This is a genomic window from Paenibacillus sp. LS1 (assembly GCF_026013365.1).
Classification (GTDB): domain Bacteria; phylum Bacillota; class Bacilli; order Paenibacillales; family Paenibacillaceae; genus Paenibacillus.
On sequence record NZ_JAPDOE010000002.1, the window covers coordinates 805,938 to 821,473 of the forward strand.

Consider the following 15,536-nt stretch of genomic DNA (forward strand, 5'->3'; position numbering starts at 1 on the left):
TCTTGCAAGGAAACCCGGAGTTGCTGCTGTTGTCACACTTGCCATGGCCAAGGTGTCTGAGACCATTCCCACGGATACTTGGAGAACGCATGACCAAAGTTCATCAACGGTCCATATAACTGCTGAAATTCATGCGCTACCCGCATTCGCTCCTGGCTGAACTTGTTGTACTGCTCAATACTTTGGAAGTCCCCTGGATGGGTGTCCAGGTACAGATTCAGTTCCACTAACACGAAATCCAGCGCCTGAAGTTCTTCAAGCAATTCGTAGTATTTAGCGTCACAGGGTTTCGGTAATTCAGGTTCCATCCACTTCCACCTTCCTTCCCTTCGATCTCGCTGGTGTATAAGGGCTGTATAATGCAGGCCATAAGGTTCCCAATCTCAATGCTTCTGCAGGGCTGTACTGCGGCCAGCCCATGGGCTGAAATGGAATAAATAACTGAGGAGGTACCAGATACGTCCGAATCGCTACCGGCGGACAAGGATCAAACGGCCCCACAAAAGGGGCGTAAGCACGAAGCTGCGGATCTTTCACAGAACAACACCTCCTTATTACATCGTTGGTGCATATTGAATAACACTGAGTTCTTTCCCGCTTCCCGTCTCTATATGCATATGACGCTGTCCCCGAAGTTAATCCGAAATTCGTTCGAACTACTCGCAGAATTTCTCCACACTCTGTTTTCAAAAAAAAGACCCTCGGTTCGTTACCCGTTCAGGTAACTTCCGAAGGTCTCTATCCTTGCAGATTTCCGTAATCTGTGTCATGGCTCGCTCTTGTTCATCTCATCTTGCTCCTGCAAAGAGAACTATTCTGCCGGCTTTTCTTCCGAATTCGTATCTTGAGGGACGGACTGCTTGTACACTCGGACCCGGGTTATTCGCAAACGAGTAGATTCTTCCACTTCAAAGACGTATCCATTCATTTCCTGCGTTTTGCCCTTGGATGGACTGCCTCCAAGCTCTTTAAACAGCCATCCGCCAATGGTATCTACTTCGTCATCCTCAATGACGGCTCCGGTCCACTTATGAACCTCTTCAATAAGAGATCGACCATCAACGGAAAACGAATCACCACTGCGTTCCATATGCGGACGCTCATCCTCAAACTCGTCATACAGGTCTCCAACGATCTCTTCCAGAATCTCTTCGGCAGTCAGCAATCCAGCTGTACCCCCATATTCATCCACTACCAGCGTCATCTGGGAATGCTTCTTCTGCATTAGACGCAGCACATGGCTGATTTCCATCGATTCAGGAACGTTCAAGATCGGACGTACAAGTGAAGCCAGATCCTGTTGTTGCTCCGGTTCAGCCAGCAGCAGATCGGTAATATGGATAAATCCAATGATCTCATCCTTGTCTTCAACTGCCACAGGGTAACGGGAGTGTTTGGTTGCATTGATAATCTTCAGGTTCTCTTCCAAAGACATATGGGTATACAGACAATCCATGTCTGTACGAGGCAACATCACTTCCCGTGCCAGCATATCGGAGAAATCAAAGATGTTGTCCATCAGTTTGATCTCATCTTTATCGATAACACCACTCTTGGCACTCTGCTTCATCAGAATACGAAGTTCATCTTCCGAGTGAGCCTCTCCTTCACTGGCAGGTTCGATACCCGCCAGTCGAAGCAATGCATTAGCCGATACATTCAGTACCCAGATGAACGGGAAAAAGATTTTATAGAACAACAGCAAGGGTGCAGATAAAAACAATGCCACTCCGTCTGTTTTTTGAATTGCCAACGATTTAGGCGCTAGTTCACCCAGCACAATATGCAGGAACGTAATGATACAGAAACCGATAATGACGGAAACCGTTGATATAAGTCCCGTATCTCCTACACCAAGCTTATACATAAGTGGCTCAACGAGCAATTCGGAGATGGCCGGTTCTCCAAGCCACCCGAGTCCAAGCGATGTCAGCGTAATCCCGAACTGAGTTGCCGATAGATAGGAATCCAGTTTACTATTCACCTTCAAGGCGTAACCAGCCATACGGTTTCCTTCACTCTGCAATTGAGTTAAGCGTGTCTGCCTCACTTTCACAAGGGAAAATTCTGCTGCAACAAATACGCCATTCAAAAATACGAGCAAAAAGACACAGACCAGATTAAATACCAGCTGTCCAAGATGAAATTCAGTATGAATATCCAAGTTGAAACTCCCCTTTTCTATCTATTTCAGGAATACACCTGGAATATCAACGTGTGATTGCCTTTCTCGATTTGAAATCCACACCTTTGTAATACATGTCTGCTACCAGCAGGTTTGGTCCGCAACAGGATGCGATATCACAATGGCAATTGACCGTTTGATTCAACGGATGCTCAGCTGACCATTCATGGAACACATCATCCAGTTTACGATCACGAATGTTGCCGAATGCCGGGATGTCTGCAAAATCCGTCACATACACATTGCCCGTAAACATGTTGACGTTAACGCGGTTGCGTCCGTCCGGATCATTACGTACCGTCACATTTGGCTCACTGTATAGTCGATTGATCAGTTCTCGATCCTGCTCTGCCGCACTGCACGCGAAGAATGGCAGGGTACCGAAGAGCATCCACATATCTTTGTCACGTGCATCAAGCAAACGATGTATCGCTGCTCTCATATGGTCCAGTGATAACACGGGCAGTGAAGAAGCAAAGTTCGAATTATACATTGGATGCACTTCGTGACGAACACAGCCCATCTCACGAATCAATTGATGAATACCATCCAGCTTGTCGTGTGTACGGAAGTTAATCATGGATTCGGCAGAGATAAACATGCCTGCTTCACTTAATTTGCGGGAATTTTCAATCATTTTCTCATACATCTTCACCGCTACTTCACGTTTCACAGGTCTGCCACTATTCGCAAATCCGACTTGATGGAAATCATCAGCATTCAGGTAGTTGAATGAGATATGCATAACGTCCAGATACGGCAAAAGTTGCTCATATCGGCTGATATCCAGCGTTAAGTTGGAATTGATCTGAGAACGGATACCACGTTCCTTGGCATATTTGAGCAGTGGGATAATCATCTCATCCACTGTTTTCTGGCTAAAGCTTGGCTCGCCACCCGTCAGACTAATCGTCTGCAGATGCTCCACTTCATCCAATCGTTTCAGCATCAGCGGTAACGGAAGAGCCGGCGCTTCACGCATCGTAAGCATATCTCCTACGGCACAGTGCTCACACCGCATATTGCACAGATGTGTCACAGTCATTTCTACACTGGTCAACACATGGCGTCCATATGTACGCAGAGAGCCGATCGGATCCCACGGATCATTCGTCGGAGATAAAGGCATCGGTTGTACCGATCCTGAGTTTAGCATGGTCATTGTTCTTCACCTTATTCCTTTTATTAACCTAAAAAGTTTTATTTACATCATACCTTGTGTTTCTCTTTTTGGAGTTATCTTTTATCATAGCACAATTCTGAATGCTTCGGCATACGTAGACCCTGTCCATTACATGACAAAAAACACTCAGGTAACTCCGGGCCGAATCACGAAACGGCCCCGATATTACGACATGAGCGCTAATCATTTCCAAGCTTGTTCAGCTTTCCAACCGTTCACTTTGGGCAGATGAAGGTGTATCCTCCACACCCTCTACACCTGTGATCATCACAGACAGTGCTGTCGATAGGTTAATTTCGTAGGGCGCAGATAAGTTCTGGCCGTCCGCATCCTTGAGCACCCGGATAAGCGGACGTTGAGGAACACGTGGATGAATCGCTGCGACCACCCCAACCTCTCCTGTACTGAGCGTGACCGATAGACCCACGGGGTAGATCGCTACACAATCCCTGAATCTCTCCAGCATTCGTTGTTCATAAAGCGTTCCTGAGCCCGTATACAGCACCTCTACAGCCTGATGTGGCAGCAAGGCTTGCTTATACACCCGATTCGTCGTCATGGCATCATACGAATCAGCAAGCGCAATCCACTTGGCATACTCATGAATCTCTTTATCCTTCAGGCCAAAGGGATATCCGCTGCCATCAATTCGCTCATGGTGCTGCAATGCACAATGTGCAGATAGAAGCGGTATACCTGGTTCGTCTTTGAGAATACGATGTCCATATGTAGTGTGCTGCTGAATGATTTTAAATTCCTCGTCACTTAATCTGGAGGGCTTATGCAGGATTTCTGGTGCAATCTGTGTCTTGCCAATATCATGCAATAAGGCACCCAGACCAATCTCCATTAATTGCTGGCGTGTGTATCCCGAAGCGACACCAAGAACCAGTGTATACACACATACATTCAGCGAATGATTATACAGGTCAAAATCACTGGAGTTCATGTCCATCAGCATAATCATGGCTTCCTTCTGACTGCCGATGTCTTCCAAAATGGTATTCATCACACCACTAAGCGCTTTGCCGAAATGAGGAATCTGATTCTTCGTTTTCATACCGGACATGCTCTGAAATTGCTGCTTGATCTCTACCAGTGCCTTCCTTCGGGTCTCTTCCTGCAACATATCTGGAACAATGATATCCTCGGTCGCAGCATCTTTGATATACACATAACCGACCCCAAGATCCTTGAGACGCCCAATCAGTCGGCTCGTCAGCTCAACATCCTCACTAAGTAATACCAGGCCTTCTTCACTATAAATACGTTTCCCCAGCTTCATGCCAGGCTGCAATAAGTTTATATGTACTAAACGCACAGCCTATCCTCTCCCGCTCCGTAGATGTAATTACCACTAGCCGCCGCTACAGCAGAAGGCAAGTACTTTATTTAGTTTCATGCCAGCGGGCTCGCAGGCTGTCGTCCAGCGCCCCTGGTCGTTTTAATTCCAGTTCCAGCAAATCGCGTATGAATTCCGGAAGATGATAGAGCGTACCGGTTCCATGAGCAAGAGAAGGATACCCCACATTGAACGTAAACATGTCCAGTGTTCCAACGATATACTCACATTGATCGTCCATAGGCTCCCCATTGATGTAAATGGCTTGAATTTTCTCATAGGCTGGGGCATGTGGATTGTATTGAACTTCCATTCCATCCATACACAGCGTGCCGAGAAGCTGACCACGAAAACCAAATCCGACAATGGCTTTACCGGAAAACTCGTCCAACAAGGACTGCTCAAGTGCTTCGCGAATATGACTTCCACTCAAGGATATTGTACAAGCATTTATAGGAGATGGACATAGGGAATGCAACATTCCTTTTGTAACATTTCCCTGTGGCAGATCTCCGAGAAGCTGGCCCGCATTCACCAGAGACAACTGTGCTCCTGTAAAATGACGTACGGCTTGCGCAAGCAATGATGCAAAAGGTGACTCCCGGTCATACTGAATGGGCAGTATGCGATCCGTGATCACGGCAGTCTGATCCAGTGCTCTTTCGGCTTCCGTGCGATTCGTGGCGATTGCCAGAGAGACTTGATCATCCAGTAATATACTATCGGCAGCAACACATCCGCTACTTACCAGTTCAAGAGGTTTTGCCACGCTTGTTCGTTCCAGAACCACTTTCCCGAGCCATTGGCCGAATTTGCCGGCTGCGCCCAGCACGGTCTGACCAATGACTAATGGTTCTTCGAGAACATGATGGGTATGCCCACCGAGAATAACATCAATTCCAGCAATCTGCTCCGCCAGTCTCCGATCCGTGGAAAGTCCCAGATGTGAGAGAATAATCACCACATCCACTTCATGACGTAATGCTTCAACTTGAGCTTTTAACGTCTCCATCGGGTCCAGAACATCCCATCCCAGCAGTTCATAGAAGGTAGTGAAGGGCGCAGTAGCTCCCAGCAAACCAATGCGAAATGGACCTTTCTCCACGATAAGAGAAGGTTTCATCCATACTGGCGGAAGGCCAGTGGCCTGTTCCACGACATTACCGCATACCACTGGACATAGAAGTCCAGCATAGGACTGCGCGAGCTGATCAGGCGTAAAGGTCAGTCCTTCGTTGTTCCCGATAGTTATGGCATCGTAGCCAGTCAAATTGATCACATCGACGTTAGCCGTGCCAAGCGTGCCTTCTGTCTCAACAGCCATCCGGTCCATATGATCGCCAATATCCAGTACAAGCACGTGCCCACCTTGTTCACGTTCCTCATTGATCATAGCGGCGATGGTGCTCATGGAGCCGAAGTGACTATGGATGTCATTGGTGTGCAGAATCTTCAATGTTTGCTTCTCTCTGGTGCTCATCACACCGCCTCCCCCGCTCTTCGATAAACGTTCATTCTTCTAATGGATAAGCATAACATTTTCCGCGTCGTTATGATATATTTAAAGGGTTTAGAGATCAAAAAGAGGTGACTTCTATCTATGAAATTGACAATTCAACTATTTGCAGGCATTGCAGAACGTTTAAATACATCCCTCCTGGAGTTCGAGTACATTGGCGATGCTCCGACTGCTGCCGATATAAAAGAAAAATTGAGTCTGGCCTACCCGGAGGCAGCTTCTCAGATACGAACATCCTTTCTGGCAGTTAATCAGCAATACGCTCCTTCCGATACTATACTTAGTTCAGAAGATGAACTTGCCTTAATCCCTCCTGTCTCTGGAGGGGATGGTACGGATATGCCTGATGAAAAGCATGCTCCCACCTCTCCTGAACATCGAACGGAAGATGGATTATTTTTGATTACAGAGTCCGCTCTGTCTGTGGAAGCTACAACGGCGTTAGTCATTACCGCGAATCACGGCGCAGCCCTTACTTTTGTAGGTACGACTCGTGAAATGACCGGTGAACAGCGCACTGTTCATCTGGAATACGAGGCCTATGTACCGATGGCTCTTTCACAGATGGCAGCCATTGGTTCAGAAATCTCTGATCGCTGGCCTGGTGTAATGTGCGCGATCAGTCACCGCATCGGCAAAGTGGATGTCGCAGAGATCAGTGTAGTCATTGCCGTTTCCTCTCCTCATCGCAACGACTGTTATGATGCAAGCCGCTATGCCATAGAAAGACTCAAACAGACGGTTCCGATTTGGAAAAAGGAAATCTGGGAAGATGGATCTGAATGGAAGGGACATCAACTAGGACCCTGGAACCCCATGGGGAATTAAACCATGAGTCCTTACACCTTTTTTGACGGAGTGACTTATTAGTAAATAAGTCGTTGTCAACCCATTTTTTTCTTGTTATTATAATGATATGTGTCGATATTAGTCGAGGAAAAGGTGGTTTATACGTGAGAGTGCATGTTACTGATCTTAAACCGGGTGACCTGTTAAAAAATGATGTATACAACAGTTCGGGTCTCCACATGCTGATGAAAGGTTCCACCCTCAGTGAAGATGACCTATCCAAGCTGCTGCAACATGGAATCGATTACGCAGATGTAGAACATACAACATCCGACCTACACTCTGATGAACAAACCTTACCTTCCGATCAAACCCGTCTGTTAACTAACTTGTTTAACGATACGATCAAAGGTACTGAATCTCTATTTCAACAAGCGATGGAGAAGGGTTTTATTGATGAGACACAGGTCGATGAGATTTTGATTACCCTAACAGGACAGCTGGAAAAACAAAAAGATGTTGTCTCCTTGTTGCTTATGCTGGACGGGGATAGTGATTATACCTACAACCATTCATTGCAAGTCGGAATGCTCGCTTTTTATATCGCCGGCTGGATGGGCTACAATCCCGAGGAATGTCTAACGGTAGCCAAAGCAGGATATCTTCATGATATCGGCAAGTCCAAGATTCCTTCTGAAATGTTACATAAACCTGGTAAATTGACCACCGAAGAATTCGATGAAATGAAGAAACACACGTTCTATGGATACGATATTATTAAAGAATCCACGCAGGATGAAATTCTGGCAACGGTGGCCCTTCAGCATCATGAGCGCGAAGATGGAAGTGGTTATCCGCATGGACTGCGAGGCGATGAGATCCATCCATATGCCCGTATAACGGCTGTAGCGGACGTTTACAGCGCCATGACGACCAATCGGGTGTATCAGACCAAACAGGAGCTTATCTCTGTTCTGTGCGAACTGTACAGCCTCAGCTTCGGTCAGTTAAATGGTGAAGCAACGCAGGAACTGATCAAGCACATGCTTCCTAATTTTATCGGTAAAAGGGTTCTGCTCACCACGGGTCAGACGGGACTCATTGTCATGAATAATCCTGCGGATTATTTCCGACCACTCGTTCAGACCTCTACGGCCTTTATTGATTTAGCGAAGGAAAGAGATATTGCTATCGTTGAGATTTATGTCCAGTAATTATGCATACGAAGGAACAAACAGGAAGTAGCTTGAATAACCAACTCATAGGTTGGCATATGTAAAAAGGGAAGCCATAACGGCTTCCCTTTTGTCTATCGCGATTCGTTCATGTTGGATTACACGCAGAATGCTTTTGTGATGATAACCAACAGAATGAACAGTACCAAGATCGCACCAGTGTTTGTGAACATATTGTATCCGCCAACGCCGCCTACTCCGCCTACGTTGCCCCCACAGCCATATCCTACTTCGCTCATGTGATTGCCTCCTCTTCATCAGGTATACCCTAACATATGACGCTTCCGGTGGAATGAACCGGGCGAACAGGCAACATTCGAGAAATGGTTGTCTGCCTGCGTCTACCTGAGTGGATCAGCATTTGGTTGCTCCCTGTTCTTTGCTGGGGTCTATATGTCGGAATCCGAATAAACCTGGATGCCCTTTTCCTTGCGGTACATGATGACAAGCAATCGCCAAAATTCATAACTGCCTGTGTCGTTCATAATATACGGTCGATAATAGTCAAGCGCTTCCTGCGCCCATGCGGGGCAAGCCATATTGGAAAGTTGCTTCTGTTGCTGAATCCATGCCCCCTGGATCTCCAGCGTCTTCTGCATGGCTTCAAACATTCTCTTCTGCTCAGCGGTCATCGGCGGAGCCTCCTGTTCCTGGGATGCAGTTCCGAATTCGGCCTGAAGATATGCTCCAGGTTCCGTCACACCATTTTCACTGGCTGTGTACCCGTAAGATGGCGCGCTTGTTTTACGAATCTCATAATGTACATGCGGGCCGGTGCTTTGGCCCGTGCTTCCCTGATTACCGATAAGCTGACCTCGCTTCACGCGTTGTCCAACAGTTACAGCAATACGCGAAAGGTGCGCATAACAATGTAAATAGCCTCGATGATCCTGAAGTGCTACTGTAAGCCCGTAACCGCCGAATCCAGAGCCTGTAACTCCCTCGGAAGCCAAACGTACCCTACCATCCATAAAGGCATAGACGGGGCCATTCCATGGCTCTGTTACGAGATCAATTCCGCGGTGAAACGTCTGTCCACCATGAATGGGATGAATTCGATAGCCGAATGAACTTGTAATCCGATATCCCTCGAAAGGGTTCACGCTCATACACTCACATCCTTTTCTATCATTAGATGCTTAAATCTATGAAATGGCTTGTGCTATTGGTCTTATTTTATTACAAAAAAACACCGCTCAGAATAGCATTGGGGAAAACCTTGTGGTCTCTCCAACACATATTCCAAGCGGCGCGCTATGCCATTATGAACACTCTATGAGATGTATATATTATTATTTCATTTTAACCACTACTCACTTTAATTCAGAGGTCGGTATATGACACCTAGTTGATCCAACTCCTGTCCTGCTCTTCCATAAAACCCGGCGATATACCAACCAGCTGGTGCCTCAAGTTTGATTTCATCCGAGGTCTTTTGTCCGCCTTCAATTTTATTTCCAAGATTGGTGGACAACTCCACGTAAAAGATCCGTTTATCTCCATTACGTGTCCCCTGACCAATTGTAGCCTGAGTTAAGTACTCTCCGTCTGCCAGGTTCAGTGTTGCAATGTTCGATTGGCCGCCATGTGCCAGGTTCGTTCCATCCCCATATAACGTTGAAATGCCATCTACACGGTTGCCCGAGTTAAGCACTACAGAGCTGGGTCTGGCAACTGGAATCTGATTCAGATCATTAAAACCAGTTCCCCCGGACCCTCCAATCGTTGAACTAAGTTGGTACTGAGGAGATGTACTGTACACGAATTCCGCTGTAATCGGATAATGATCGGAGAGTTGCTTTCCACTCGGATCAACAAACGTTTGATTTTCCAAACGGTAGCTCTGCGCATTAAGTGACAATGCTTTGCTTCCTCGATACAAAATTTTGTCCACAATCTCATAGTTCGGACCATTTAAATTGGTTTCATCCATAAGGGCATCTCCATCAGCAGGAATGCTCCCACCTCGAATCAAATCGATCCACGGATCTCTTAATCCATTTTCAGACATGAGCAACTCTATATTGTCAGCGGAACGGGTGTACCGTGTATTGGTATCCCCGAATACGATAACCGCGTTTCCGTCCGAGTGCTCCTCTATGTAGTTGGAGAGCTGTCTGATATTATCTCGTCTGGCCTCAAGCGACTTATCGTCACCACCTGCGTCCGCGTGCAAATTGTATACGTCTACTTTCACCTGGGGTGCAATCTCATAAGTAGCTGCTGTAAATCCTTTCGGAGTCAATTCATCACTTCCATTGTCAAAAAGACCAGATCTCTTATCCCAGGTAATACGCTTCAAGTCGCGGAATGGATATTTGGATAAACTGTTCAACCCACTGCCAAAACCGGCAATTCCGCTCGTTTTCGTTAAATACGGCAGAGTGACTTGGGATATCAGCTCATTATGATAATTAAAATCCTCTTGCACATTAATGATGTCATAGTCATTTAATTTGGGGGAAATCTGAACGGTGTACTCCTTCGGGTTCGAACTGGATACCAGATCCGGAAGACCACCTACGTTGTAACTAAGTACATTGAATGAACCGGTTACCGTTTCACCTTCTGCTGCACTTGCCATTGGTGAAAAGAATGGAGAGCTCGTAAAGGCAACAACCGCAGACAATACCAAGGCTGCTCCCTTTTTAACTATTCTTCTTCGCATCATATACCTCCTCATATTTGAATCTATTCAAATATATGTAACATTCGTTATCAGAAGAATAAATGTGCTCGCTTCATTTGTATAAATAGATCATTTCTCGTAGGAAAATAAAAATACCCCATAGAGAGACTTTGTGAAAAGTCTGCTCTACAGGGTATTCGATTCGATCACATGAAACTATATCTGCCGCTTAACATCAGCAGCCAGGTTCAGCTTCACGGCTTCGAAAGGCGCTGCATTGGATTAACCAATGGAGCCTTCCATTTCGAATTTAATCAATCTATTCATCTCAACTGCATATTCCATTGGCAGTTCTTTCGTGAACGGCTCAATGAAGCCCATGATAATCATCTGTGTAGCCTCTGCATCCGTCAGACCGCGGCTCATCAGGTAGAAGAGCTGATCCTCGGACACTTTGGATACTGTAGCTTCATGCTCCAGCATAATGTTATCATTCATGATTTCATTGTAAGGAATTGTATCAGACGTGGACTCATTATCGAGAATGAGTGTATCACACTTGATGTTGGATTTCGCACCTTCCGCTTGACGTCCAAAGGAAGCCAAACCACGGTACGTTACTTTACCACCATGTTTACTGATGGACTTGGATACGATCGTAGATGTTGTATCCGGAGCCAAGTGGATCATTTTCGCACCAGCATCCTGATGCTGATTTTTACCAGCTACAGCGATGGAAAGTACGGAACCTTTAGCTCCACGGCCTTTCAGTACAACCGCTGGATATTTCATCGTCAGTTTGGAACCGATGTTACCATCGACCCATTCCATCGTTGCATTTTCTTCTGCAACCGCACGTTTTGTAACGAGGTTGTAGATGTTTGGTGCCCAGTTTTGGATCGTAGTGTAACGAACACGGGCATTTTTCTTACAAATGATCTCAACGACCGCACTGTGCAGTGAGTTCGTGCTGTAGATTGGAGCTGTACAGCCCTCTACATAGTGAACGAAGCTGTCTTCGTCCGCAATGATGAGTGTACGCTCGAATTGTCCCATATTCTCGGAGTTGATCCGGAAGTAGGCTTGCAGAGGTACTTCACATTTAACGCCCTTAGGCACGTAGATGAAGCTTCCTCCAGACCATACCGCACTATTCAATGCAGCAAATTTGTTATCTGCTGGCGGAATAACCGTTGCAAAATATTCACGCAGGATTTCCGGATGCTCTCTGAGAGCCGTATCCGTATCCATGAAGATTACACCTTGGTCTTCCAATTCCTTTTGCATGTTGTGGTATACAACCTCGGACTCATACTGAGCCGATACACCTGCCAGGAACTTTTGTTCTGCTTCAGGAATACCCAATTTATCAAAGGTTTCCTTGATTTCGGAAGGAACTTCCTCCCATGTTTTACCTTGTTTTTCAGAAGCACGCACATAATACTGAATTTCATTGAAATCCAATCCGTCGAGATCTCCGCCCCATTTCGGCATTGGCATCTTTTCGAATTGTTTCAAGGATTTCAAACGGAATTCCAACATCCAATCCGGTTCATTCTTAATCTTGGAAATCTCGGTAACCACTTCTGCAGTCAGACCTTTACCGGTTTGAAAGATGGATTTGTGCTCATCGCGAAAACCATATTTATACTCTTCCATTTCTGGTGCTTTTTTAGCCATCTTGCTCTACCTCCCTATCGTTATTGTACTTTGTTCTCTTCGTCAATCCCTTTGCGTAATGCATTCCAGGCCAGAGTGGCACATTTGATGCGTGCAGGGAACTTGTTCACACCGGATAGGGCTTCGAGATCTTCATAATCGTCGAAATCGACTTCTTCACCTTTCATCAGTGAGGAAAAACGGTTAGCGATATCGAGTGCCTGTTCCATCGTTTTGCCTTTGACAGCCTCTGTCATCATCGATGCCGAGGACATGCTGATGGAGCAGCCTTCACCCGTATATTTGGCTTCCTGAACGATTCCGTCTTTCAGCAAAATTTGCAGTGAAATCCGGTCGCCGCACGTTGGATTGTTCAAATTCACCGTGACAGCGTCATTATCAAATGTTCCGCGGTTACGCGGGTTTTTGTAGTGGTCCATTATAACACGCCGGTACAGATCATCAAGTTGCATCGCCAAAATACTCCTTTGTCTGGATTAAGGCGCTGACAAGCCGATCTACATCTTGTTCGTTATTGTATAGATAGAAACTGGCACGAGCTGTTGAGCTAACTTCAAGCCAACGCATTAGCGGTTGACAGCAATGGTGTCCGGCACGAATGGCTACGCCACTCGCATCCAGCACAGTTGCCACATCATGCGGATGAACATCACCCAGGTTAAAAGTAACGACACCCACATGCCGCTTGGCTGGGCCATAGATCGTTAACCCATCAATTTCGGACAGTCGTTCCGTTGCATAAGCTGCCAGCACACTTTCATGATGAGCAATCTCATCCATACCAATCTGCTCCAGAAAATCTATGGCAGCTCCCAACCCTACCGCACCTGCGATAATTGGGGTTCCGCCTTCGAACTTCCAAGGAAGCTCTTTCCAGTTGGATTCGTACAGACCCACATCATCAATCATTTCACCGCCGAACTCAATAGGTTCCATGGACTCCAGCAGCGCCTTTTTGCCGTAGAGTGCACCGATTCCAGTTGGTCCGCACATTTTATGACCGGATAATGCATAGAAATCACAGTCCAGATCCTGAACATCTACCTTCATGTGAGGTGTGCTTTGTGCGCCATCAACAACGATGACAGCACCATTGCGGTGTGCAATTTCAGCAATTTGTTTCACAGGATGGATCAGACCCATAACATTGGATACATAAGCGATTGCTACAATTTTAGTATTGTTCGTAATCGTCTTCTCCACGTCAGCCAATTCAATATGACCGTCAGGCTGAAGCGGAATGTATTTCAATGTTGCACCTGTCTCCTTGGCAACCTGCTGCCAAGGAATCAGATTACTATGGTGCTCCATTTGCGTGATAACAATTTCATCGCCTTCTTTGCAATTAGCGCGGGCGTATGATGAAGCCACCAAATTCAGGGCTGTTGTTGTCCCGCGGGTGAAGATAATCTCCTGTGTACGGCGGGCATTGATAAACTTGGCTACCTTCTCACGTGCGCCTTCGTAAGCGTCGGTTGCACGGCTTCCAAGCGTATGAACACCGCGATGCACGTTGGAGTTCTCATACTCATAATAATGTTTGACTGCTTCAATCACAGCGTGAGGCTTCTGTGAAGTTGCAGCACTATCTAAATATACGAGCGGGTGTCCGTTAATTTCCTGGTGGAGGATCGGGAACTGCTCGCGAATGGACGGGTTCATTGTCCCAGCTTCTTCTCAATCAGGGACTGCAATTGGGTGCGCAGTGCTTCCAGAGGAATATCCGCCACCACCGGAGCCAGGAAGCCGTAAATGATCAGGCGTTCAGCATCCGTACGGTTAATTCCGCGCGACATCAAATAATGAATCTGCTCGGCATTGACTTGACCAACAGAAGCCGCGTGACCTGCTGTTACATCATCCTCGTCAATAAGAAGGATTGGGTTGGCGTCTCCACGTGCTTTAGGGCTCAGCATCAATACTTTCTCTGTCTGCTGTCCATCGGCTTTGGTAGCGCCTTTCTCAATCTTCGTAATCCCGTTAATGATTGCAGAAGCTTCTTCACGCATAACTGCACGTGTAATCATCTGGCTTGGCGTATTCTTGCCGAAGTGACGAGCTTCTGTGGTGTAGTTGATTTTCTGTGAACCGGAACCTACAGCGATGACTTTGGAATCAGAACTTGATCCATTGCCTTTGAGCACGGTCATCGTGTTGCTCGCTGTATCGCCGTTATTCATTTCGCCCACAATCCACTCGATGGAAGCATCATTCTCCAACACTGCACGACGGAAGGAAACGTCAGTCACATTCACACTCAGTTGATGAACCGATGCGAAACGCACTTTAGCACCGGATTTTGCGAATACTTCCACAACACCGTTATGGAAAACAGGTGCAGACAATTCGCCAGATACATAGTTATCTACATAAGTTACAGAGCTGTTTGCTTCAGCAACAACAAGCACGTGAGGTGCAAACGTTGCAGATGCATCATCCGTAAGCAACACTGCTTGCAGTGGTACTTCGATTTCCACATTTTTCGGAACATACAGGAAAACCCCGCCATTCCAAAGTGCCGCATGCAATGCAGCCAGGGAATGCTCATCTGCTTTCACTGCTGTGTTCAAATATGGTTTTACCAGATCGCCATGTTCGCGAACCGCTGTAGCCAGATCCGTGAAGATAACTCCTTTTGCTGCCAGATCAGCAGAGATCTTAGAGTATACTGTACCGGAATTGCGCTGGATAACCAGACTGCCTTCAGCTTGATCCTGAACCAGATCTTTAATGGAAGCCGGTACTTCTGTCAAAGAAGAAATAGCTTCACTTGCTTTATATGTTCCGTACTCGCTGACATTCCAGCGTTCGATTTTTTGTTTTTCCAGTTTAGGAAGCGCAAGCCCACTCGCAAGCTGCAAAGCTTCGAGCCGCTGTTCGGTCAACCAGCCGGGTTCATTGTTGCTTTCCGACAAGGCGCGAAGCGCTTCAGATTCAACCGGAAGAATTGTTTGTGTAGTCATTAATTAATCCT

At 46.5% G+C, this 15,536-nt stretch carries 15 protein-coding genes; 2 read left to right on the forward strand and 13 right to left on the reverse strand.

All coding sequences use genetic code 11. From position 1 onward, the window contains the following. Window positions 1-32 precede the first annotated feature (32 nt). From OM416_RS13015 to OM416_RS13040, 6 genes are all read right to left on the reverse strand, one after another. Entirely contained in the window at window positions 33-308 is a 276-nt protein-coding gene (locus OM416_RS13015) for a spore coat protein CotJB (protein ID WP_264929830.1), read from the reverse strand. Beyond that, window positions 298-537 carry a spore coat associated protein CotJA gene (locus OM416_RS13020; RefSeq protein WP_036609912.1) on the reverse strand — a complete coding sequence of 80 codons (240 nt, stop codon included), beginning with the start codon at window positions 535-537 and terminating at the stop codon, window positions 298-300. The genes OM416_RS13015 and OM416_RS13020 overlap by 11 nt, the downstream gene beginning before the upstream one ends. 274 nt (window positions 538-811) lie before the next feature. After that, window positions 812-2,164, reverse strand: a complete 1,353-nt coding sequence (locus OM416_RS13025) for a hemolysin family protein (RefSeq protein ID WP_264929834.1) — start codon at window positions 2,162-2,164, stop codon at window positions 812-814. A gap of 46 nt (window positions 2,165-2,210) precedes the next feature. Continuing rightward, window positions 2,211-3,347 carry a radical SAM/CxCxxxxC motif protein YfkAB gene (gene yfkAB, locus OM416_RS13030; protein ID WP_155985059.1) on the reverse strand — a complete coding sequence of 379 codons (1,137 nt, stop codon included), beginning with the start codon at window positions 3,345-3,347 and terminating at the stop codon, window positions 2,211-2,213. A gap of 220 nt (window positions 3,348-3,567) precedes the next feature. Further along, window positions 3,568-4,689, reverse strand: coding sequence for an HD-GYP domain-containing protein (locus OM416_RS13035; protein ID WP_264929839.1), 1,122 nt, complete (start codon window positions 4,687-4,689; stop codon window positions 3,568-3,570). A gap of 67 nt (window positions 4,690-4,756) precedes the next feature. After that, window positions 4,757-6,190 (reverse strand): bifunctional metallophosphatase/5'-nucleotidase, encoded by a 1,434-nt coding sequence (locus tag OM416_RS13040; RefSeq protein WP_264929841.1) that lies wholly within the window; start codon window positions 6,188-6,190, stop codon window positions 4,757-4,759. A 120-nt stretch (window positions 6,191-6,310) separates the two neighbouring features. Here OM416_RS13040 and OM416_RS13045 point away from each other — a divergent pair, with 120 nt between their 5' ends. Both OM416_RS13045 and OM416_RS13050 read left to right on the forward strand, forming a co-directional pair. Next, on the forward strand, window positions 6,311-7,057 hold the full coding sequence (locus tag OM416_RS13045) for a molybdenum cofactor biosynthesis protein (protein WP_264929843.1): 747 nt from the start codon (window positions 6,311-6,313) through the stop codon (window positions 7,055-7,057). A gap of 125 nt (window positions 7,058-7,182) precedes the next feature. Beyond that, the gene (locus OM416_RS13050; RefSeq protein ID WP_062833529.1) at window positions 7,183-8,232 is read left to right on the forward strand and encodes an HD-GYP domain-containing protein; all 1,050 of its coding nucleotides are present in this window, start codon (window positions 7,183-7,185) and stop codon (window positions 8,230-8,232) included. Window positions 8,233-8,351: 119 nt separating this feature from the next. On the opposite strand, the gene OM416_RS13055 is transcribed toward OM416_RS13050, so the two are convergent. The 7 genes from OM416_RS13055 to sufD form a co-directional block, all read right to left on the reverse strand. Next, window positions 8,352-8,492 carry a hypothetical protein gene (locus OM416_RS13055; RefSeq protein WP_017689533.1) on the reverse strand — a complete coding sequence of 47 codons (141 nt, stop codon included), beginning with the start codon at window positions 8,490-8,492 and terminating at the stop codon, window positions 8,352-8,354. 150 nt (window positions 8,493-8,642) lie between these two features. Continuing rightward, complete coding sequence (locus OM416_RS13060; RefSeq protein ID WP_264929848.1) at window positions 8,643-9,362, reverse strand: M23 family metallopeptidase; 720 nt, start codon at window positions 9,360-9,362, stop codon at window positions 8,643-8,645. Window positions 9,363-9,571: 209 nt separating this feature from the next. Next, complete coding sequence (locus OM416_RS13065; RefSeq protein ID WP_264929850.1) at window positions 9,572-10,921, reverse strand: jacalin-like lectin; 1,350 nt, start codon at window positions 10,919-10,921, stop codon at window positions 9,572-9,574. Window positions 10,922-11,164: 243 nt separating this feature from the next. Beyond that, window positions 11,165-12,562, reverse strand: coding sequence for a Fe-S cluster assembly protein SufB (gene sufB, locus OM416_RS13070; RefSeq protein WP_076209130.1), 1,398 nt, complete (start codon window positions 12,560-12,562; stop codon window positions 11,165-11,167). 20 nt (window positions 12,563-12,582) lie between these two features. Next, window positions 12,583-13,014 carry a Fe-S cluster assembly sulfur transfer protein SufU gene (gene sufU / locus OM416_RS13075; RefSeq protein ID WP_017689537.1) on the reverse strand — a complete coding sequence of 144 codons (432 nt, stop codon included), beginning with the start codon at window positions 13,012-13,014 and terminating at the stop codon, window positions 12,583-12,585. Then, window positions 13,004-14,224 carry a cysteine desulfurase gene (locus OM416_RS13080; protein ID WP_076330320.1) on the reverse strand — a complete coding sequence of 407 codons (1,221 nt, stop codon included), beginning with the start codon at window positions 14,222-14,224 and terminating at the stop codon, window positions 13,004-13,006. Before OM416_RS13080 ends, sufU begins: the two co-directional genes overlap by 11 nt. Further along, complete coding sequence (gene sufD, locus OM416_RS13085; RefSeq protein WP_264929854.1) at window positions 14,221-15,525, reverse strand: Fe-S cluster assembly protein SufD; 1,305 nt, start codon at window positions 15,523-15,525, stop codon at window positions 14,221-14,223. The genes OM416_RS13080 and sufD overlap by 4 nt, the downstream gene beginning before the upstream one ends. Window positions 15,526-15,536: the final 11 nt, after the last annotated feature.